Genomic DNA, 18587 nt, shown 5'->3' with positions numbered 1-18587 from the left:
GGTGAGGGCCACGAACCCGATCGGCCCCGCGGCCGCGGTCGCGACGGCCGCCAGCGCCGCCCCGACCACGATCAGCGCCGCCCGGCTGGGCCCGACACCCACCCCGAGCGCCTGCGCGGTGTCGTCACCGAGTTCCAGGTAGGCAAGCCGGCGCCCCAGCCAGAGAGCCAGCGGCACCAGGGCGGCCAGGGCGATCGCGAGTGGCCGGACCTGTTCCCAGCCCCGGCTGTTGAGGCTGCCGATCAGCCAGATCTGGGCGCTGACCGCGTCCGCCAGGTCCGCCCGGGTGATCAGGTATGAGTTGACCGAGCTCAGCAGCGCGCCCGCCGCGATCCCGATGAGCACCAGACGCGACCCGGCCACCCCGCGCCGGTAGGCGAGTGCGTAGATCACTGCGCCGGTGAGCACGCCGCCGACCACCGCGCCGAACGTCGCCTCCCCCGCCGTGCCGTGCAGCACCAGCAGAACGATGATCGCCCCGGTGGCAGAGCCGGTGGTGAACCCGAGGATGTCCGGGCTGCCGAGCAGGTTGCCCGACACGCTCTGGAAGATCGATCCGCTCAGCGCCAGCCCCGCTCCGACCAACAGACCGGTGAGCAGGCGCGGCAGCCGCAACGAGTTGATGACGAAGTCGTTGCCACCACCGCCGTGCCCGGCCAGGGTGCGCACGACGTCGGCGACCGGGATCGGATAGTCACCCGTGGTCAGCGTGGCCACCCCGACGACGACCACGGCCAGTGTGAACGCCCCGCAGGCGGCCACCGCCCGGGGAGAGATCCGCACCGACACGGCGTCGCCGCCGAACCGCCGGACCCGGACCGCGGCCTGGGCACTCACGCGTGGGCCAGCCGGGCACGCCGGCACAGCGCGATGAACACCGGCGCGCCGAGGAAGGCGGTGACCACCCCGACCCGCAGCTCACCCGGAGCGATGATCACCCGCCCGAGCAGGTCCGCGCCGAGCAGCAGAATCGCGGCGAGCACGGCGGAGTACGGCAGGACCCAGCGCTGGTCCGTCCCCGCGATGGCCCGGGCGACGTGTGGGACGGCCAGGCCCACGAAGGTGATCGGCCCGGCCGCGGCGGTGGCCGCCCCGCACAGCAGCACGACCGCGAGCGCACCGAGCACCCGGGCCCGGTTCAGGTGGACGCCGAGACCGCGCGCCGCCTGCTCGCCGAGGGCGAGTGCGTTCAGGGATCGGGCCTGGCCGAACGCCAGCAGCAGGCCGACGACGACGAACGGCCAGATCGTCGACAGCGCGGGCGCGCCGGGCGCCGCCAGCGACCCGACGTCCCAGAACCGGAACCGGTCGAACGCAGAATGATCGAGGATCAGGAGCGCGTTGACGACCGCGCCGAGCAGCGCCACCGCCGCGGCCCCGGCCACCACCAGGTTCGCCGGGGTGTCCGCCCCGCGCCCGGCCGTTCCGATCAGGAAGACCGCGACCGAGGTGAGCGCCGCCCCGACGAACGCGAACCAGACGTAGCCGAGAGTGCTCGTCACACCGAGCACCGAGATGCCCAACGCGACGGCGGCCGACGAGCCCATGCTGATGCCGAGCAGGCCCGGCTCGGCCAGGTCGTTGCGGGTCAGCGCCTGGGTGACCGCCCCGGCCACCCCCAGGGCCGCGCCGACCGCGAGCCCGAGCAGCGTCCGGGGGATCCGCAGGTCGTGCACGATCACGGCGGCCCCTGACCCGTCGTTGTGCCACAGCACCCGCCAGACCTCGGTGAACGGCACCCGGTTGGCCCCCAGCCACAGACTCAGCAGGCTCACCACCGCCAGCACCGCGACGGCCGCCACCAGCCCGATCGCCCGCAGCCGCAGCGGGCGCCGCCCGTGCGGACGCCCTCCGGTCACCGCCGCGACCGCGGCCTCGGTCACAGCCGCACCGCGATCTCCGCCGACGACCACGGCCACCGCCCCCGCTCCGGCCGGCCGGCCGCCTCCGGGAGGCACCGCCGCTGCGCCGTCGTGCACGGGGACGGCGCCGACCAGGGTTGCCCCGATCCGCCCGTTGCACGCGACAGTTCGCACCGACATGCCCCACAATCCACCCAAGAACTAAGGATAGGTTAACTTACATCTGGCGACGGTATCCGCGCTTCGGCCGTTGCGTCCAGCGGGTCGTCGACGTCGACATCGTCGCGACCAGGCCACCCGACCTCCAGGCCACCCAGCCTCCGCCAGCCCCCGCGTTCCCAGTCGCCAGACCCTCCCGGCCGCCCCGGCCAGCCCCGGCCGCCCCGGGGTCCACCGCCCGCAGGCCCTCGGCGGGCGCACTCCCCGACCTCGGCCGGCGTAGCCACCAGGCCGACCGACAGCGCGACCGGAGCCTCGGCCAGAGCCCGGCCCCGTCCCGGTTCCCTTGACACGCCGCGAGCCCCACCCGAAGATAGAAAAGGTGAAGTAAACCTACCTTTACTTACCATGAGCGAACGTGGCCGCATCAGTCACCCGCCATCCGGCAGATTTCCACCCAACAATCCTCGCCAGCATTCGCCAGCAGACGACGCGCATCGCTCAGTGACCGGAGGATCGGCTGTGGCAAGACGTCCGGCGTCCGCGGACAACGGCATTCTGGACCTCGTCGGAGTCGGATTCGGCCCCTCGAACCTGGCTTTGGCGATCGCCGTCCAAGAACACAACGCACAGCGATCCCCCCAGGATGCGTTGCGGGTGTCGTTCCTGGAGCGCCAGGCCAGCTTCGGCTGGCACCGCGGCATGCTGCTCGAGGGCGCGACCATGCAGGTGTCCTTCCTCAAGGACCTGGTCACCCTGCGCAATCCGGCCAGTGACTTCAGCTTCCTGTCGTTCCTGCACGAGCAGAACCGGCTGGTCGACTTCATCAACCACAAGACACAGTTCCCGCTGCGCCAGGAATTCCACGACTATCTGGAGTGGGCCGCCCGCCGGCTGGACCATCTGGTCAGCTATGACCTGCGCGTGGTCGACCTACGCCCCGTCCTGGTCGATGGTGAGATCGCCCTGGTCGATGTGGTCGCGGTGTGCGGCGACACCGGGGAGACGGTCGTCCGCCGGGCCCGCAATGTCGTCCTGGCCGTCGGGCTCGAACCGAACGTGCCCGACGGCATCGCTCTCGGCGAGCGGGTCTGGCACAACTACGACCTGCTGGACCGGGTGGCCACCATGCCGCCGCTGATCCGCGACCGGTTCGTCGTCGTCGGCGCCGGCCAGAGCGCGGCCGAGGTCACCGAGTTCCTGCACACCCGCCATCCCGGCGCCGAGGTGACAGCCGTCTTCGCCCGCTACGGTCTCAGCCCGGCGGACAACAGCGCGTTCGCGAACCAGATCTTCGATCCGTCCGCCGTCGACGACTTCTACACCGCACCGCCCGCGGTGAAGGACATGCTCTCCGCCTACAGTCGCGGCACCAACTACTCGGTGGTCGACCTCGACCTGATCGACGAGCTGTACCGGCGGGTGTACCGGGAGAAGGTGCACGGCCGGGAGAGGCTGCGGATGATGCGCGCCTCCCGCGTGCTCGACCTGCGCCCCCTGGCCGACGGGGTCGCCCTCGACGTCGAGTTCCTGCCCACCGGCGCCCAACAGACCCTGGAATCCGACATCGTGGTATTCGCCACCGGCTACCGCTCCCGCGACCCGCGCCAGCTGCTCGGCACCCTGGGCGAGCACTGCCCGTCCGACGCCGCCGGCCGCCCCCGGATCGGACGCGACTACCGGCTGCTCACCGAGCCCGGCACCACCGCCGGCGTGTACGTGCTCGGCGCCACCGAGCACTCCCACGGCATCTCCTCGACCCTGCTGTCCAACGTCGCCGTCCGCGCCGGCGAACTCCTGCACTCGATCACCACGGGCACCACACCCATCGCCGGTGCCGACGATTCCACCGCCCGCACCACCAGCGAACTCAGCGCTCTGGCGGCCCGCTGACGGGTCGGGCGCAGTACGCCGACCACCACGCCGGCAGACACATGGGGGACGGCACATCCGTCTCGACGACGGGCTACCTGCCCGTCCGACCGAGCTACGCAGGCGCGATGACAACCGCGCCGCATGTGGGCGATGTGCACCGGATGGTGGATCGGCTTGCGCCTGCCCAGGTGGAGGCGCTCTATGTGATCCTCGGTGGCATGCTCGGCTCGCGTCCGGCCTCGGAGTCGGCGCAGCCCGTCGACGACAGCGCAGCCACGCCGGGGCAGCGCCTGTCGTTCATCGGGATCATGGATGGTGAACACGATCTGGCTGAACGCTCATCGCGGATTCTTCGTGAGGAACTGGGCGAGCCGGACCGGTGATAGTTGTCGACACCGGCGTACTCGTCGCCGCCATCAACCAGCGGGACATGTTCCATGAGTCGTGTGCCCGCTTCCTCGTGACGGCCGCCGAGCCCTGGTCGTTCCCGCGATGGCTGTCACCAAGGTTTGTTACCTGCTTGCGCGGCGGGGGGCGCGGAACGCCGCACCTGGCCGCCGCGTTCCTGGAGCCACTGGCGGCCGGAGAGCTTGACGTGGAGGCACCGACCGCCGCCGTGCTGCGTTACCACGGCGACTTCGACGCCGCAGGCCTCGCGATGGCCGCCCGTGCCTGCCACGCCGGCTGCACCCCGTTCCGGATGTCCGCCGCCGACTACCGCGTCGCCGTCGCCGCCGCCCACGCCACCACCTGACCCGTTTCGCCCCCCGGACAACCTCGCGTCGATCCGTGTCGCCGAGAAACTCAGCCCGAGTTTCGCCGAAGGCCCCGTGGACCGCGGCGACGAGCCCCGCAACATCTACGGCCCGCACATCCGCGCCGCCTGGGCCGCCAGGCGCACGCCGGACGTGTCCCACCGATAATCCGGCCGAGCATGCTCAGGCGGGCTGCCAGAGCTCGACCCGGTTGCCTTCGGGATCGGTCACCCAGCCGAACCGGCCGACGCCTTCCATGTCCTGGGTCTGTTCGGCCACGTCCGCACCCCCGGCGCGCAGCTGCGCGAGCATCGCGTCCAGATCGCGGACCCGGAAGTTGAGCATGACCTGCTGGGTGCGGGACCCGAAGTAGTCGGTGTCGGACGCGAACGTCGCGAACACCGTCGGCCCGTCCCCCTGCTGCCACAGGCCGTGCTCGTCGGCGTCCAGCCCCAGAACGTCGCGGTACCACGCACCCAGCGCGGCCGGATCCCCCGCCCGCAGAAAGTACCCACCGATGCCCAGCACACGTTCCATGCCGCCATCCTGCCCGACGGCGAACCGGGCCCCTGCCGCACGTCGTGCTGCGCCGCGACGTCCGCCCGCGCGGCCGGACGGGCGGACGGGCGGACGGGCGGGCAGATGGGACGTCAGCGGGAGCCCTGGGTGAGGGCGACCGCATCGGGCACGCGAACGGTCTCGGGCACGGTGAGCGGAAGGATGCCCTGGATCTGCGCGATCACGTAGTGGGCTGACATCATGGCGCCTTCCTGCCAGCCGGGCAGCGGGGAGCTCTGGTCGCCGAGGACGTAGAAGCGCCCGTCGCCCTCGGGCTGCAGGAGCTGTTTGTAGGCCCGCATGTGGTCGGGGTTCGCGGGGTCCCAGTCAGCCCAGCCACCAAGCTGGTGCGGCACCTTCTGCCAGGCGATCGTGATGCCCTTCGCGGTGGGAACAAGGCTCTCGTCGGCGAACTGCGGGTGCAGCTCCGCCGCTCCCGCCCGCGCCTGTGCCAGCCGTTCGGGCGGTGCCAGGTCGCCGAACTTCGCGGCCACGTCACCGAAGTTGTAGGCGCCGGTGACGGTGCCGGTCGGCGAGAAGTAGTCGTTGCTCGGATACCAGACCTGGGTGATCGGATGGTTCGTCCAGCTGATCCCACCGTAGATCTGCTCGGTGTCGCTCTCCCAGAAACGTTCGTCCGCCTGCCAGCCGACCTTGCAGGTGTCCGCGAACTCGACCGCGTTGATCGCCTCGTCGAACTCGGCGGAGAAGTTCGTCGAGATCCGCCGTAGTACCGGCAGCGGAATACTGCTGACGCAGTAGTCGGCGGTCAGCGTCCGCGGGCCACCGTCGCGCCGGTATTCGACGGCGACGCCGCCACCGTCGAGCAGCCGAATCGCGGTGACCTCGGCACCCAGTTCGACGATGTCGCCGAACCGTTCCCGGATCTCCCGCTCGAAGGCGGTCACGATGCGGTCCATGCCGCCGACCGGCTGGAACATCGTGGCCTGCCACAGGTAGTCCACCGGCTGGTAGAACCGGTGTCGCCAGAAGCCCGACTCCACCAGGTCCGCCAGGGGGATCGGCGGCGCCGGGCGGGGAAAGTCGTGCACGTCGGGATCCTCGGCGTAGCCGGAGCGGGTAGAGCCGTCGTAGCTGTGGTCGTCGGCCAGCGAGCCGAACACCCGCAGCAGGTCCAGCAGCTCCCCGGTCGCGGCGTCCCGTTGGACGAGGGTCCGGGCGAGCATGGCCGCGAGGTGCCCACGGGTGTCGTTGGCGACCTGCCGGTTACGCCACCGGACGACCTGGCCGTCCGCCAGGTGGACGACGTTCGCCGTCGTCTCCATGATGTACGGCTCGAGCCCGACGCCGAAGGCCCGACAGTAGTCGAGCGTCCGGCGATGGTGGTGGGGAATGCGACCGGGGCCCAGGTTCAGGTAGAGGCCGTCGTCGAAGGAACACCGATGGGTGGCGACCGGCACCCCGGCCGGGCCGAGCTCGTGGAGCACATCGCCGCTTCGGGCGGTGCGGTTGCGGCCACCCGCGCGGTCCGATGCCTCCAGCACGGTGACGCGGTAGCCCAGCCGGCCGAGTTCGTAGGCCGCGGCGAGCCCGCCGACCCCGGCACCGAGAACGGCGACGGTGGCGCCCGCGCGGGGCGCCGGGGGCAGCTCGAACGAGCCCGTCCAGCCCGTCGCCTCCGGGCCGCCCCGGCCGATCATCGCCTCGCGCAGTGCGTCGGCGGCATTTCGTGCGGTCATGACAGCCGTCCTCGGCCTGGGTCGCGCATGATTTCCACCCATCTCCGTCTGGTCATCTCCGGCTGGTGGTCCACCACTGGCCGGTGGTTGTCGCATGTGGCCGGTGGTTGTCGGGTGAGGCTCCTGGGCCGTTCGGGGCATGTCTCGTCCGCCGGCCGGCCGGAGCCGATCGGCGGACGAGACATCGGTGTCATCCGGTTGATTCGTTACCCGGTGAATTCGAGATCAATGACCTGGTAGAAGCCCTTGGGGGTGTCCGCGACCTCCCAGACGCTGAGCAGGACGTGATATCCCTGCCGCCGCGGCAGGGTGAGCTCGTGCCGAGTCGGGTTCTCCGGCAGAAGGTCGTCGGCCGACCAGTAGGGCTGTCCGTTGAGCTGGACCTGATGGAACGGCTGCGACTCGAACTGGGCTCGGCTCAGCGGGGCGCTCGGGTCCCAGCCCTCTCGGGTGATGAAGTAGTTCCACCGCCGCGTCTTGTGCGGCGCGTGGAAGCTCCAGGTGATGGGAAGCTTCTGGCCGGCGGAAACGGGATGCTTCTGCCATTCCGATCCCGGTCGGTCCAGTTCGGCGGCGTACTCCAGGCCGGCGCTCGCAATCTTCCCGTCGACGGGCGGCGCGTCGTTGTGGACGTCGTCCGACGCGTACGGATCGGCCAGCCCGCTCTGTGTCTGCGGGAAGAACTTCCCGGACTCGAGGCCGGCCGACTGCCATTCGGCGAGATATATGCTGGCGCGGGACGCCGGTTCCGAGATCAGACCGTGCCGCGGTTGCACTCTGCTCTGGGTCATAGCGAGAAGGTAGCGCCACACTTCGCGTTTCGCATTCCTTTGGAGCGGGAAGCCGTCACCCTCCGTAACGACTTTCAAAAAACTTCCCGGTGCACCCGGCGACGCCTCGGACGTCTCCCACCAAAATCCGGAAACGGCACCGAGCGGCGCCTTTCAGTCGGCCAGGAACATCTCGGTCGACGGTCAGTCCGCGGACGTCCGCTGTTCGTCCGCCTTGATGTGACCGGAGTCCGACGCGAGGCGTTGCACCTCGTGGACGACCGGTCCGAACAGCTCCCGCGGGAGGGCGTGTCCCATACCCGGGTAGCACACGAACCGGGCACCGGGGATGCGGGCGGCGGTGGCCCGGCCGCCCTGCCAGCGGATGAGCGGGTCGTCCCGACCGGAGATGACCAGCGTCGGGGCGGTGATCGTCTTCAGACGCGGGTAGCGGTGGGCACGCCCCGCGGCAAGCTGACGCTGGGTGGTGGAGGCATCCCGGGGATGCCGTTCGTGGCTGGTGCGGGCCGCCTGCCGGGCCCACTGTTCGGGGAACGGATATCCGGGCGAGGCGATGGCGCGATAGATGGCCACCAGGGCGTCGATCTGCTCCTCGTCCGAGGGGCCGGGCCTGAGCCGGGCCAGCGTACGGAACACTCCGGGCCGGATATAGCGCAGGGCGTGCACCGGGTGGACGTCCACGGGAAGACCCAGGCAGCTGATGAGGGAACGCACCCGCTCGGGGTTCTCCATCGCCAGCGCCTGGGCGATGCCGGCACCCATCGACCCGCCCATGATGTGTGCGCTCGTCCATCCCACGTCGTCCAGCACGGCGAGAGCGTCGTCGAGCATGTCACGGGCTGTGTACGCGGGCGGGACCCGACCGAACAGGGCCTTCCACGGGCTCGGACGTTCCACCGGGTCGAAGTGGGTCGACAGGCCGGTGTCGCGGTTGTCGAAACGGACGACGGCGAAGCCGGCGTCGACGAGCCGCGCGACGAACTCCTCCGGCCACCAGACCATCTGGAAGTCCAGACCCATCACCAGCAGCAGCGGCTCTGCGGTGGCGACGTCGCCGAACACCTCGTAGGCCAGCCGAACGGAGCCGTTGTGCGCGTACCGGATGCCCTCGTCCATGCGAGTTCCTCCCTCGGCCATTAACTGCGAACAACGTTAACAGTTAGACTGGGGCGGTGGCCACCTCCGGGAACGCGCGGCGTCGGTCGGAGCCCGGCGGGAGAGCCGGCGGAAGGCCCGGCGTCGGGCCGGGTGCAAGGCCCGGGCCCGCACCATCGTTGACACTGCAGGGCATCGCGGCCACCGCCGTCGCTCTCGCGGACGCCCAGGGCCTGGCCGCCGTGACGATGCGCTCGCTCGCGACCACGGTCGGGGTGAGCGCCCCGGGCCTGTACCGCTACGTCGTCTCCCGCGACGAGCTGGTCGACCACATGGTCGATCTCGTCTCCGCCGGCCTGGAACATCCGCCGCCCAGCGGCGACTGGGTGCGCGACCTCGTCGTCGTCGCCGAGCAACAGCGCGCGCTGTTCCGCGCGCACCCCTGGCTTGCCGAAGCGGTGGCGTCACTACGGGTCATGGGCCCGCACGTCCTGGATCACTTCGACTGGGGTCTCGCTGTGCTCGCCGATGTGCCGGCGCCATCGAGTCGGAAGATGGAAGCCCTCGCCCTCACGAACGGCATCGCCGCACTGTCCGCCACGCCATCGCGGCCCGTCGGTCCCGAGACCTTCACCGCGCTCGACGCCGGCCGGCACCCGCGCCTCGCGGCGCTGCTCGCCGCGGCGACCCCCACACCACCGTCCGCGGATCTTTTCCACCGCGTCCTCGAAGGCCTGCTACGCGCGGTGCTGACAGCTCCTGCGCCCCCTGCCGTCACCGCCCGAGTGACGGTGGTCGGCCCACCTGCGTGACCGAGGACGAAGCCCTCCCCCGTTCCCTGATGTGGAGGGTTATTCGAGGAATCGCCGCCGGAAAACCCGAACAACCCTCCATATGGAGATCTTCTGGGCCCGACGCCACCCCTGGACGGCCTGTCCGACCGACCCCATACACCAAGACCATGGAGCGGCATGCCGCCGACTGACCCGCCGGCGAAAATCCAGAAGGATGATCAAAAACATCACGCATCAAGATCTCTGGCGGAGGATGAGAGATTCGAACTCTCCAGACTGACAGTCGGAAACAGTCGACCATGGCCAGAAGTGCCTGCGCTGCAGCGGGTTTCGCCTCTCGGATGATCGGGGACAGCCGGTCCGAATCGGAAGTTTCTCCGCGCGGCGTGGGCACCCGGTGGGCACCACCGCTAGATATCGGCGGACGTCGCGCTTCGGCCTTCCTCCCACCGAAGTTGCGCTTCGAGTCCGGCTACTTCGGGCCCGAGAGCTTCACAAATCCAGTTGATCAGGGCTCCGGAGGAAGAGTTCAGCGTGCGGGCAGTGCCTACAAGATCGTTGGTGGTCTTTGGGGTGAAGGTCAGCTCATGCTTCCTGCGCCAGCTGCGCATCAGGTTGGGGACACCGTCCTGCCCGGTTACCCATGCGTCATGGATGAAGCGGTTTCGATCTCGCATGGCTTGCCCTGCGTCGGACAGAAGCTTGGTGAGAGCAGCCCGATGCTGTTCGTTGATCTCGGTGTGCCGGTCAAGCAGGGCCCTGCACATCTCCGCCAGCCAGCCCGCCTCCTGGCCAGCCGCAGTCACGGCGGCGAACTTGCTCTCCTCCAAGGCACAGAACAGCATCCGCAGACTGAACTCCCACATCGATGCCGCTCGAACCACCGCCCCGAGGGCGACGAGCATCTGGGCGTCGGCGTCGAGGTCCGGGCCCCTCAGCGAGATACCAAGCGGGACGTTCGCAGGCCAGTTGTCCACCGTTGCACCGTATCCAGCCGGACAGCCTGCCCGAGTGCGTGACCTCGGCTTCCCCAGGGGGACTTGGCGGGACAACGACTCCGGGCCAGCCCACGACCTTGATGGACGTACTGGAAGCCAAGGTCTCGGGCCATTGCCGGATGAGACGTGGCCGTATCCAGGTCACGGGTTCGCCTCGACGATCGGCGCAGAGCGCTCCCATCTCGCAGAGTGGCGGGCCCGCGGCTGGTAGCTCGGCGATAACGATCCCCGGCCGCAGGGCGTCGCGGGCGATCCGTCTAAGGTGTCCCCCGCTACGACACAGGGGGATTCGTCATGCGTCAAACCTGCATCACCTCGACCAGCTCACCGCGGCAGACGGCTGTCTGATGTCCATCGCTGCACTGGTCATCTCCATCGTCACGGCGGTCGCCGCGTTGTTCTACTCGGATAGTCAACGACGGATCGCTGTGCGGGCCGCCGCGACGGCCGACCGGGCAGTTGATGAGGCGCGGCGTGCTGCCGACGAGGCTCGGCGCGCCGCCGACGCCGCCGAGGAGGCGACCCGCATCGAGAGGGAGCGCCGCACCGATGAACTGGCCGACGCCGAGCGGCAACGAGTCGTCTTCGAGCTTCGGCCAGACAGTGGGGACAACTACGTGCTTCACCAGGCAGGCACAGACACGGCGTATGGAGTCCATGTCGACATCGGCGACCTGGACAGCGCAGGCCGACAGACGGACTTCGACGAGATCCCTCCGGGCCTAGACCATCTGCTCTATCTGTCCCAGGGATTTGAGACGGCAACCACCCACATCGTGGTGTCGTGGCACCTGCGGCCTGACCGGTCGGACTCACAGCAGTCCGTGAAGCTCCTCATCGTCTAGATCGCCCCGCAGAGCGGACTTATCTGGCGGAGTGGCGGGCTCACGGCTGGTGACCGCACCAGCTCAGCCGAACCCGCCACAGCTTTGGCGGTACTGGGTCAGCCGCGCTGCCCGTCCTGATACTTCTGCACCTCGATCTTGTAGAGACTCTTCAAGACCGTAACGATCTCATCAAAGTCGTCGATCCGGATCAGGTGCGAGGCGATGGTCAGCACACCGCCAGCAAGGGCGTAGAGGGCCGCATCGGTGCCCTGGAGGCCGTTGGGGTTCACTGCCGCGAAGACCTGACGGCTTCGGCTGAAAATTCCCGTGGTGTCGAGTTCGTCGATCGTCCCGTCGAATTTGATCGCCATGCCTCGTACGCTCCGCCGGTCGAGGGCTGCACGCCTGACGATCCGTGCAACCCTGCGGCATGAGATGCCAGATGTCCGAAGAGGTCCGATCTTGATCCGGCTAGATCCTGTAGCCCGGGGCCTCGGAGACTAGCTTTCCAGACCCGAGCTGCTCATCTCGATGATGTCTGCTCCACTTGCCGGCGAGCCATGCGCGGACGTCAGCAGGACGGTAGCGGACATGCCGGCCAACTTTCGCGAACGGCGGGCCGAGTTCCTCGTCCGAGTCGTATGCCCTGTGCAGCCGGTCCGGGTCGAGGCGTTCGACCCTGCCGCGGACGAACCGCCAGTGCCGCACGGTGCTTTCGGTGACCTTGCAGATCTTCGCGACGTCCGCCGTCGTCCACAGGCCGTCGGAGAAGAATGGGATCGGCGGCGGTGCCGGTTCGGGTTGAGCCGGTCGAGCACGTGGCCGCCGACGGCTCTGGCTGATGTCCGGGACGTCCGAGGACGCCATGGCAGATGGAGCCGCCCTCACGTGCTCTCGCCTCGTCGTCGGGCCTGGCGTACTGCGACGCTGCGCGCTGCGAGCCGCTGCATGTGGGCTTTGTGGGCGTATTCAGCGCGCTTTGCCCGCTCCTGCGGTGACAGCAGCCCGTCCGGGTCAACCTGCCGCTCGAACCGGGCGATTGCCGCCGCCCGCGCCGGAGCCGTCCGCCCCGACCTGTCTCTCGTCCGCGCCCATGACTCGTTCGCGGCGGCGCGGGCCTTCAGCGATCGAAGTGCGGGGCTCAGCTTCCTCATGCGCTGTGCATGCCCATTCCAAATTGGATCATCACTCGGCGAGCGTGGCCTTCCCGTTGCTCTCCGCTCACTGGCAGGTCGCTATGCTGCCCGCCGATGAACGCTACGGGGGGAATTGTGCATCGCATACTCAGATTGCTGCCGGCGGTCGGACTGTTCACGCTGGTCGGCGCCGGCTGCCAGCCTGCGCCGGTCATCCAGACGGCAACGACACCATCGCCGACCATGTCGGCCTCGCCGAGAGTCGCCGCGTCTGCGACGTCGCCAGCGCAGGCACCATCACCATCACCGGCACCGGTGGCCTCGCCGTCACCGACCGAACTCGATCCGGACACGGCAGGGGCGAACGGGCCATACACCCCACCGCCCTCGCCGTGGCCCGTGGGTGTGCACTGCACCCATGATCCCTCGTTGACGTTCGCCGGGCCCTATGGCGGGGTGCGATGCGTCAACGGCGTATGGACAGGGCTCACATCAACGGCGAAGCCGCTGATGACGCCGCCACCGGCCCCAGTCCCGTCCCCCACACCCTCGCGAGGCCGGCCGGCGGAGGCAACCAGCTTGCCGTCAGATTCCAGCGCCAGCCCCTCAGCCGACACCTCGTCGTCCCCGACGGCTGTCGATGAGTCTCCGTCAGCGTGACGGCGGCACTGGCAGGTTCCTCCGCAGGTCGGTGCGAGCACCTTTGCCGGGCCGGGTGTCGAGCCAGGTGACGATCGTGTCCCGTCGCCAGCGGGGGCGGTCGGGGAAGGTGAGGTCGTCGGGGTCGGGCATGCGGCCGGTGGCGCGGAGCGCGCGCAGGCTGTTCCGTTTGATCGGCGTTCCGCGCTGTTCGGTGAGGGTGACGATCTCGGTATAGCTGAGGAGGTCGTCAGGGTTGTCGGCCACAGGTACATCGTAGCTTCCCGCTACTAGGTTGTTTGTGCGTTGATCGGCCAGCTCTTCACCTAGTAGCTATGCGCTACTAGGTTGAGTGGTGTTCAACCACCACACCAGCCGGGGGCAGCCATGACGATCACCGAACTCCTCACACCAGCCGCCACCGACTCCCCCATCAGCATCAGCAGCGCCGCCGCGGCCCTCACCATCACCGAGGCCACCACCCGCCGCTACCTGCGCGCCGGCAAGCTCACCCGCCTTGACGGCGGTGTCAGCGCCGCCAGCGTCGAGGCATACGCCGAACGACGGGCAGCCAACATCAGCCGCACCCGGACCGTCCCCGGCTGGCACCGCCGTCCCACCGGGGACCTGCACTCACTCCCCCGCACCGCCGGACCGGTCGAGGAAGCCGCCGCCGCATGGGCCGAGGCCGCCCGCCTGGAGGCCCTGGCCCGCAAGTTGAAGGCGAAGGCCCGGCCAGTACTCGAAGAGGCCGGGCCCGGCACGTACGGCCCGTTCGAGGTGCGTTTCACGGAGGGCCGGTTGGACCCGGACACGAAGCTGATCGCCGCGCTGTACTTCGCGGTGTTCGGTGAGGATGTGCCGCGGAAGCGGTCGGCGCCGTCGCCGAAGGTCAGCCCCGCAGCATAGAAATAGTCAGTTAGACCATTTCTCCTGACTGGCCGGCGCTCGCAGCTCAGACGGGCACCGGTCATGTGGGACACCCCCATCGCTAACCTGTGTCCGACGCCAGGGGGGAACGTCATCATGCGCCGCAACATCATTTTGGGTATCGCCATCGTCAGCCTCACCGTCGCGGCCTGCGGCACACGTGCACCTGCCGCCGGCCCGGCCCCGGCGGCTGCCACCAGCCCCGGCCTCACCCCGTATCAGCGGGCCTACGCCGTCATCTGCGACGGTCATACCGAAGCACCGCCCACCGACGCGCCCACCGTCAACCATGAACCCCTGTGGGCTCAGGCTTCGTGGCGCTCAGGCTTCTGCCAGGGGCAGCACGGCGTTGACATCTGGTCGCTGAGCAGTGCCGCGCAGGACCGGGCCCGCTACGGCGACCGCACCCGTGCGGCGCTGGTCTCCGATCCACCGGACTGCTACATCGCCGTGGGCACGCCGGCTGCTCCGTATTGCCCGTACTCCGCGCCCGGTCGGTAGACGGTTGAGTACCGCGGCCTCCCGGCACCGGGGCGGCGCACGATGCGCCGCTTGTGGGATATCGGTGCCACGCTGGCATCGACGTACCGCAGGCCCTGCCTCGTCCACCCCGGCGCACGACTGCACCGGTCGGACGGTGGCAGCCCCGTACCGAAGCGACTCCGCACGAACCCGCCGAGCCGGTACGGAGTGCCGCCCGTACGGCAACGTCTGGGATGTGGCCGTACGGCTGCGGGAGACCGCATCTCGCCGTACGGCAGGGCTGGACGCTCCGACCTGTGCGGTCCGGGCCGTACCGAACTCCGTATGACCGCAGCTCAACCGTGATGCCCGTACGGTGCTCGCCGTATCGGACCGCACCGTACGGCTCGGGCGGCTTCGGCGCCGTACGGTGCGGTCACCGCATGCCGCACCGCACCGTACGGACCTGCGGCAGGTGGCTCCCCGCACCGTACGGCCAAGCACCGTACGCCGGCCGCCGTACGGCCACACCACATGGCCACCGCACCGTACGGGAGCCAGCCCGCCGCACCGCACCAAGTCCGCACCACCGCACCGCACGGCCGCACCAGCCCGCCGGATCCGAGACCACCGCACCGGCCGCCGCACACCCGCAGGCCAGCCCGGCACCGCATGCGGCGCACCGTGCGGTGACCACCGCACCGCACCGGCACCGCACCGCATGGTTGCGGGACCGCACCGCACGGCGAGGAACCACCGCACGCCGCAGGTCAGCCGCGGCGCGGACCGCACCGCCGCACCGTGCGGTGCGGATGTCGCACCGCATGCGGCCCGCACCGCACGGCCAGATCGCCGCACCGCACGGGGACACCGCACCGCACCGCATGCGGTGCGGACCGCACGGCCACCGCACACCGCAAGCTCCGCACCGCAACATGCAGGCCGCCCCGTTTGCGGTGTGCGGCCCGCAACGTTGCGGGCCGCCGCAAAGATCACCGTGTGGTTGCGAGTTGCGGATTGCGGTCACCGCAATGCGTCCGGCCGCAAAGGCCCGCCGCAACCTTGCGGTCACCGCAAGACTCCCGGCGCTGCCGCCGCAACGTTGCGGCGCTCCGCAACCGCAAGCCGGCCGCCGCAACGGTCACCGCAAACGCCGCAGCCCCGCACACCAACCCGCAGATCCGATCCCGCACCGGTTGCGGTGCGGCGGGCTGCGGAGCAGGTGTGCAGGGCTGCGGTTGCGGCAGGGAAGCTCAGGCGGCGGAGTCGACGGCCAGCGTGTGTCCACCGGCGGTCTCCAGAGTTCCCGCAAGGCCGCCGGCGGTGGCCAGGAACCCGCGGGCCCTCGTCGTGGTGGGCCCGTTCGGCAGGCTGAAAGCGTCCGCGATCCCGGCGACCAGCTCGGCGACCTGGTCGCACTCGACCCGGGACAGGTACGGCCGGACGGCGCTGGTCTCCCCCAGGGTGCGGGCGTCGTCGGTCGCCAGCGACACGAAGACCTCGTGGATGCCGTAGGCCAGCAGGCCGAGGATCCGGCTGCTGTCCGGGGACAACGGTCCGAAGAACGACGTGTCGCCTCGGAGCACGGCCGCGATGTCCTCGAAGACCGCCGCGTCGGTGTTCTCGTCTTCCTCGGGGTGGTTCATGGTGATGTCCTCGTCAATCGTGTGGTCGGGGTCGAATTGGTGACCGCGGCCGGCGGCACCACAGCGTGGCCGGTCAGGCTCGCCTGCTTTTGTGTTCGGGTGCTCACCGGACGCTGCTCTGCCGTCCTGCTGCGTGGGCGCGGGAGACGAGCCCGAGAACGACTTGGACTGCGGTCGGCTCCCACGTCGAGCACATCCACGTGACGATGCGCCGGTCGAATGCACCGAGTTCCACCCCGGTTGCTGTGAGCGCGTCGGCTGTGTGGTTCATGACGGTGGTGGCCCGGATCCGATTCGGGTCGCCGGAGCGGATCCGGCCTGCGTCATGTAGATCGCGGATGGCGCGGGGCATCGGCTCGCCGGCTGCCTGCGCTTCCGACGTGTAGGGGCCGCTCATCGGGCGCCCTGCGGTTGCCCGTCCAGTTCGTGCCAGCGGGTGCGGCCGGCGCGGATGTGGGCCACGAGCACCCGCACCATCTCCACGGCCAGGCCGGTGTCGCCGCGGTCGAGGGCATCGACGACGGCCTCGGCGTGGACGGTGCCCGCGTTCATGAGGGATCGGTGGTCTCGAAGGTTGGTGACCTTCGAGAACGCTGCGGTCCACAGAGCTAGCGTCGACGGGGATGGTTCGAGGTCCGTTGAGCCGATCGCCGTGCCGGCCGTTGCCGGGCCGATGCTCACAGGACGCTGCCGGGAAGGTCGACCGTCCGGTCCGCTGCCGACCACTCGGCCCTCACACGGCGGGCGGCGCGGATCAGCCGGATGTACCGGGCAGCAGTCGAGGTGTCGCCGGCCGTGAGGGCTTCGGCGATGTCGTCGATATGGCTCGCCCAGACGATCAGTTCACAGCGGGCTTCGGTGAGCGTGAGGCAGTCGCGGAAGCATGTCCGAAGTTCGGCCATGTCCGCCGAGGTCGGTTCGAGAAGGTCTGCGGGGATGATCGGGCCGCCGGTCATGCTGCCGTCACCCTGTTGACGGGGCCACTGTCGGTGTCGTCTGTCGGCGTGCTGCTGCCGATCAGCCCGTCGCTACAGCCGACGCAGTCGACGAACACGAACCGGGTGGACTCGTCGTGTTCGTGGTCCCAGGGAAGGTATGCGGCGATCAGGATCAGGTCGTCAGGGAGGCCATCGAGGACCTTGCGGAGTCGACCAACTGACGTCGCGGAGTGGGTGGGCCCGGTAAGCACCTCGTCGTGGGGGACCACCACGGAGAACAACCGTTGGTCCTCGACGTACAGCATGCCGGCCACGTGGTCGGCAGGGAGGAGAGCGTCGGCGTGGTCCTCGTTCGGCTCCGGTAGATCCCGCCAGGTGATTTCGACGGGTCCGATGGGGTGCTGCGTGCGGGCGCCCAGAGGGTCATGACTGGCCATGACGTGTCCTTCGAATTGTTGAACGTGTGGTGCGGAGGCTGGGGGTGGAGGCCGCCCCGCCGCTGGCGAACCGGCGGGGCGGCCTTCCGGGTGGACCGGCGCGGGGTGGGCACGCGCCGGTCGAGGTCAGTCCGCCTTGCGTTCGGCGATGGCGGCGTCGAGGGCGCCGAACATGCGGTCGAATATTTCCTCGCAGCCCTCCGCATAGCCCCGGTGGAAGTTCTGCGTGAGGCTGCCGGGGTGTGCCTTGTCGGCGTTGTCGCGATGCTCGCGGATCGTCGCGTAGACCCGGCGGATGGCGTCGCGGTCACCGTCCAGTACGTCGCCGAAGGAGTCGGACGCATAGGCGCCGCCTACGAGACGGCCCTTGTAGATCCAGTACTCGTTAGAGCGGAAACCGTAGACGCGGAACTTGTCGTACCAGTCGGCGTTCTGCGCCCAGGCGGCCATCTGCGCGTTGGCGTCGAGCATGTGGCCGGCTACGGCGCCGCCACGGCCGAGGTTGGCCAGGTCGGGGTGGTCGGTGAAAATGGTGGACATGGTTATGCCTCCTGATAGCGCAGGGGTATGACCTAGGTCTCCGTCGGTGTTGACGCACCGGCGGGGACCGATCTATCTCCGGGTGTGGGCTCTGCGTGGCCAGTGGTTCGGCGGGCCGCGTCGATCGCCGTGATGTTGCCGACCTACGCGGCGTCTCGCTCTCGCTTGGCACGGAAGTGCTCACGGGCGATGAGCTTGTGCAGCTTCTCCAGCGCCGCCGCCCGAGCGTCCGGGGTCGCGATCTGGCGGGCAGCCTCGACCGCGGCCGTGATCAGCTCCTCGGTGCGCTCGAAATAGTCACTCTCGGCAAGATCGGTGAGACGCCGGGCCCGAAGTATCGGATTTTCGATCTTGAGTGCGGCGTCGATGGTCTCGTCATGCAGGTCTTCCATGTGCCCTCCCGTGTCGGTGTGATGCGGGGGACGTTACACAGCCTGTCTAGAGC

General features: G+C 69.5%; 24 protein-coding genes and 1 pseudogene. 8 read left to right on the top strand and 17 right to left on the bottom strand.

The features are described from left to right. Together ND747_RS21290 and ND747_RS21285 are read right to left on the bottom strand one after the other, a co-directional pair. Positions 1-837, bottom strand: an 837-nt coding sequence (locus tag ND747_RS21290) for an iron chelate uptake ABC transporter family permease subunit (protein ID WP_251735730.1), incomplete at its 3' end; no start/stop codon positions are given. Then, positions 834-2042: an iron ABC transporter permease gene (locus ND747_RS21285; RefSeq protein WP_251735729.1), complete on the bottom strand. Its 1209-nt coding sequence runs from the start codon at positions 2040-2042 to the stop codon at positions 834-836. The genes ND747_RS21290 and ND747_RS21285, both read right to left, overlap by 4 nt. A 501-nt stretch (positions 2043-2543) precedes the next feature. Here ND747_RS21285 and ND747_RS21280 point away from each other — a divergent pair. The 3 genes from ND747_RS21280 (at position 2544) to ND747_RS21270 (ending at position 4650) form a co-directional block, all read left to right on the top strand. After that, positions 2544-3914 carry a lysine N(6)-hydroxylase/L-ornithine N(5)-oxygenase family protein gene (locus ND747_RS21280; protein WP_251735727.1) on the top strand — a complete coding sequence of 457 codons (1371 nt, stop codon included), beginning with the start codon at positions 2544-2546 and terminating at the stop codon, positions 3912-3914. 107 nt (positions 3915-4021) lie between these two features. Then, on the top strand, positions 4022-4279 hold the full coding sequence (locus ND747_RS21275) for a hypothetical protein (RefSeq protein WP_251735725.1): 258 nt from the start codon (positions 4022-4024) through the stop codon (positions 4277-4279). After that, positions 4276-4650 (top strand): DUF2399 domain-containing protein, encoded by a 375-nt coding sequence (locus tag ND747_RS21270; protein WP_251735723.1) that lies wholly within the window; start codon positions 4276-4278, stop codon positions 4648-4650. Before ND747_RS21275 ends, ND747_RS21270 begins: the two co-directional genes overlap by 4 nt. A 184-nt stretch (positions 4651-4834) precedes the next feature. Here the strand turns inward: ND747_RS21270 and ND747_RS21265 are convergent, their stop codons facing one another. From ND747_RS21265 to ND747_RS21250, 4 genes are all read right to left on the bottom strand, one after another. Beyond that, positions 4835-5188, bottom strand: coding sequence for a VOC family protein (locus tag ND747_RS21265; RefSeq protein WP_251735721.1), 354 nt, complete (start codon positions 5186-5188; stop codon positions 4835-4837). Positions 5189-5301: 113 nt separating this feature from the next. Beyond that, positions 5302-6909, bottom strand: a complete 1608-nt coding sequence (locus tag ND747_RS21260; RefSeq protein ID WP_251735719.1) for an FAD-dependent oxidoreductase — start codon at positions 6907-6909, stop codon at positions 5302-5304. Positions 6910-7115: 206 nt separating this feature from the next. Beyond that, positions 7116-7700, bottom strand: a complete 585-nt coding sequence (locus ND747_RS21255; RefSeq protein ID WP_251735717.1) for a lytic polysaccharide monooxygenase auxiliary activity family 9 protein — start codon at positions 7698-7700, stop codon at positions 7116-7118. Positions 7701-7883: 183 nt separating this feature from the next. Further along, positions 7884-8816: an alpha/beta fold hydrolase gene (locus tag ND747_RS21250; RefSeq protein WP_251735716.1), complete on the bottom strand. Its 933-nt coding sequence runs from the start codon at positions 8814-8816 to the stop codon at positions 7884-7886. A 158-nt stretch (positions 8817-8974) separates the two neighbouring features. On the opposite strand from ND747_RS21250, the gene ND747_RS21245 reads away from it, so the two are divergent. Further along, the gene (locus ND747_RS21245) at positions 8975-9607 is read left to right on the top strand and encodes a TetR/AcrR family transcriptional regulator (protein ID WP_251735714.1); all 633 of its coding nucleotides are present in this window, start codon (positions 8975-8977) and stop codon (positions 9605-9607) included. A gap of 392 nt (positions 9608-9999) precedes the next feature. On the opposite strand, the gene ND747_RS21240 is transcribed toward ND747_RS21245, so the two are convergent. Next, complete coding sequence (locus tag ND747_RS21240; protein ID WP_251735712.1) at positions 10000-10566, bottom strand: hypothetical protein; 567 nt, start codon at positions 10564-10566, stop codon at positions 10000-10002. 50 nt (positions 10567-10616) lie between these two features. Between ND747_RS21240 and ND747_RS21235 the strand changes: the two are divergent. Both ND747_RS21235 and ND747_RS21230 read left to right on the top strand, forming a co-directional pair. Further along, positions 10617-10798, top strand: a pseudogene (locus ND747_RS21235) (MBL fold metallo-hydrolase); the annotation flags it as partial. 136 nt (positions 10799-10934) lie between these two features. Then, the gene (locus ND747_RS21230) at positions 10935-11432 is read left to right on the top strand and encodes a hypothetical protein (protein ID WP_251735711.1); all 498 of its coding nucleotides are present in this window, start codon (positions 10935-10937) and stop codon (positions 11430-11432) included. 98 nt (positions 11433-11530) lie between these two features. On the opposite strand, the gene ND747_RS21225 is transcribed toward ND747_RS21230, so the two are convergent. The 3 genes from ND747_RS21225 to ND747_RS21215 form a co-directional block, all read right to left on the bottom strand. Further along, the gene (locus ND747_RS21225; protein ID WP_248824835.1) at positions 11531-11785 is read right to left on the bottom strand and encodes a hypothetical protein; all 255 of its coding nucleotides are present in this window, start codon (positions 11783-11785) and stop codon (positions 11531-11533) included. A 100-nt stretch (positions 11786-11885) separates the two neighbouring features. Continuing rightward, positions 11886-12281, bottom strand: coding sequence for a helix-turn-helix domain-containing protein (locus ND747_RS21220; RefSeq protein WP_251735709.1), 396 nt, complete (start codon positions 12279-12281; stop codon positions 11886-11888). A gap of 920 nt (positions 12282-13201) precedes the next feature. Beyond that, positions 13202-13456: a MarR family transcriptional regulator gene (locus tag ND747_RS21215; protein ID WP_251735707.1), complete on the bottom strand. Its 255-nt coding sequence runs from the start codon at positions 13454-13456 to the stop codon at positions 13202-13204. Positions 13457-13576: 120 nt separating this feature from the next. On the opposite strand from ND747_RS21215, the gene ND747_RS21210 reads away from it, so the two are divergent. After that, positions 13577-14098, top strand: a complete 522-nt coding sequence (locus ND747_RS21210) for a hypothetical protein (protein ID WP_251735705.1) — start codon at positions 13577-13579, stop codon at positions 14096-14098. 117 nt (positions 14099-14215) lie between these two features. After that, the gene (locus ND747_RS21205; protein ID WP_251735704.1) at positions 14216-14620 is read left to right on the top strand and encodes a hypothetical protein; all 405 of its coding nucleotides are present in this window, start codon (positions 14216-14218) and stop codon (positions 14618-14620) included. Between the two features lie 1214 nt (positions 14621-15834). Here ND747_RS21205 and ND747_RS21200 read toward each other — a convergent pair. The 7 genes from ND747_RS21200 to ND747_RS21170 form a co-directional block, all read right to left on the bottom strand. Further along, the gene (locus tag ND747_RS21200) at positions 15835-16227 is read right to left on the bottom strand and encodes a hypothetical protein (protein WP_251735702.1); all 393 of its coding nucleotides are present in this window, start codon (positions 16225-16227) and stop codon (positions 15835-15837) included. Positions 16228-16330: 103 nt separating this feature from the next. After that, positions 16331-16624 carry a hypothetical protein gene (locus tag ND747_RS21195; protein WP_251735701.1) on the bottom strand — a complete coding sequence of 98 codons (294 nt, stop codon included), beginning with the start codon at positions 16622-16624 and terminating at the stop codon, positions 16331-16333. After that, positions 16621-16779, bottom strand: coding sequence for a hypothetical protein (locus ND747_RS21190; protein ID WP_251735699.1), 159 nt, complete (start codon positions 16777-16779; stop codon positions 16621-16623). The genes ND747_RS21195 and ND747_RS21190 overlap by 4 nt, the downstream gene beginning before the upstream one ends. 125 nt (positions 16780-16904) lie before the next feature. Beyond that, entirely contained in the window at positions 16905-17183 is a 279-nt protein-coding gene (locus ND747_RS21185; RefSeq protein ID WP_251735698.1) for a hypothetical protein, read from the bottom strand. Then, positions 17180-17602 (bottom strand): hypothetical protein, encoded by a 423-nt coding sequence (locus ND747_RS21180; protein ID WP_251735697.1) that lies wholly within the window; start codon positions 17600-17602, stop codon positions 17180-17182. The genes ND747_RS21185 and ND747_RS21180 overlap by 4 nt, the downstream gene beginning before the upstream one ends. Before the next feature lie 126 nt (positions 17603-17728). Beyond that, entirely contained in the window at positions 17729-18142 is a 414-nt protein-coding gene (locus ND747_RS21175) for a hypothetical protein (RefSeq protein ID WP_251735696.1), read from the bottom strand. 143 nt (positions 18143-18285) lie between these two features. Continuing rightward, complete coding sequence (locus tag ND747_RS21170) at positions 18286-18534, bottom strand: hypothetical protein (RefSeq protein WP_251735695.1); 249 nt, start codon at positions 18532-18534, stop codon at positions 18286-18288. Positions 18535-18587 lie beyond the last annotated feature (53 nt).

It is taken from the genome of Frankia sp. R82 (assembly GCF_023716925.1).
Classification (GTDB): Bacteria; Actinomycetota; Actinomycetes; order Frankiales; family Frankiaceae; genus Frankia.
Note: the sequence above shows the minus strand (reverse complement) of the source record. Positions and strands in the feature narration are given on the sequence as shown.

Coding starts and splice junctions, on each gene's coding strand:
- ND747_RS21285 (WP_251735729.1), bottom strand. CDS start 2,042: ATGTCGGTGCGAACTGTCGCGTGCAACGGGCGGATCGGGGCAACCCTG.
- ND747_RS21275 (WP_251735725.1), top strand. CDS start 4,022: ATGACAACCGCGCCGCATGTGGGCGATGTGCACCGGATGGTGGATCGG.
- ND747_RS21265 (WP_251735721.1), bottom strand. CDS start 5,188: ATGGAACGTGTGCTGGGCATCGGTGGGTACTTTCTGCGGGCGGGGGAT.
- ND747_RS21260 (WP_251735719.1), bottom strand. CDS start 6,909: ATGACCGCACGAAATGCCGCCGACGCACTGCGCGAGGCGATGATCGGC.
- ND747_RS21255 (WP_251735717.1), bottom strand. CDS start 7,700: ATGACCCAGAGCAGAGTGCAACCGCGGCACGGTCTGATCTCGGAACCG.
- ND747_RS21250 (WP_251735716.1), bottom strand. CDS start 8,816: ATGGACGAGGGCATCCGGTACGCGCACAACGGCTCCGTTCGGCTGGCC.
- ND747_RS21230 (WP_251735711.1), top strand. CDS start 10,935: ATGTCCATCGCTGCACTGGTCATCTCCATCGTCACGGCGGTCGCCGCG.
- ND747_RS21225 (WP_248824835.1), bottom strand. CDS start 11,785: ATGGCGATCAAATTCGACGGGACGATCGACGAACTCGACACCACGGGA.
- ND747_RS21220 (WP_251735709.1), bottom strand. CDS start 12,281: ATGGCGTCCTCGGACGTCCCGGACATCAGCCAGAGCCGTCGGCGGCCA.
- ND747_RS21210 (WP_251735705.1), top strand. CDS start 13,577: ATGACGATCACCGAACTCCTCACACCAGCCGCCACCGACTCCCCCATC.
- ND747_RS21205 (WP_251735704.1), top strand. CDS start 14,216: ATGCGCCGCAACATCATTTTGGGTATCGCCATCGTCAGCCTCACCGTC.
- ND747_RS21200 (WP_251735702.1), bottom strand. CDS start 16,227: ATGAACCACCCCGAGGAAGACGAGAACACCGACGCGGCGGTCTTCGAG.
- ND747_RS21195 (WP_251735701.1), bottom strand. CDS start 16,624: ATGAGCGGCCCCTACACGTCGGAAGCGCAGGCAGCCGGCGAGCCGATG.
- ND747_RS21190 (WP_251735699.1), bottom strand. CDS start 16,779: ATGAACGCGGGCACCGTCCACGCCGAGGCCGTCGTCGATGCCCTCGAC.
- ND747_RS21185 (WP_251735698.1), bottom strand. CDS start 17,183: ATGACCGGCGGCCCGATCATCCCCGCAGACCTTCTCGAACCGACCTCG.
- ND747_RS21180 (WP_251735697.1), bottom strand. CDS start 17,602: ATGGCCAGTCATGACCCTCTGGGCGCCCGCACGCAGCACCCCATCGGA.
- ND747_RS21175 (WP_251735696.1), bottom strand. CDS start 18,142: ATGTCCACCATTTTCACCGACCACCCCGACCTGGCCAACCTCGGCCGT.
- ND747_RS21170 (WP_251735695.1), bottom strand. CDS start 18,534: ATGGAAGACCTGCATGACGAGACCATCGACGCCGCACTCAAGATCGAA.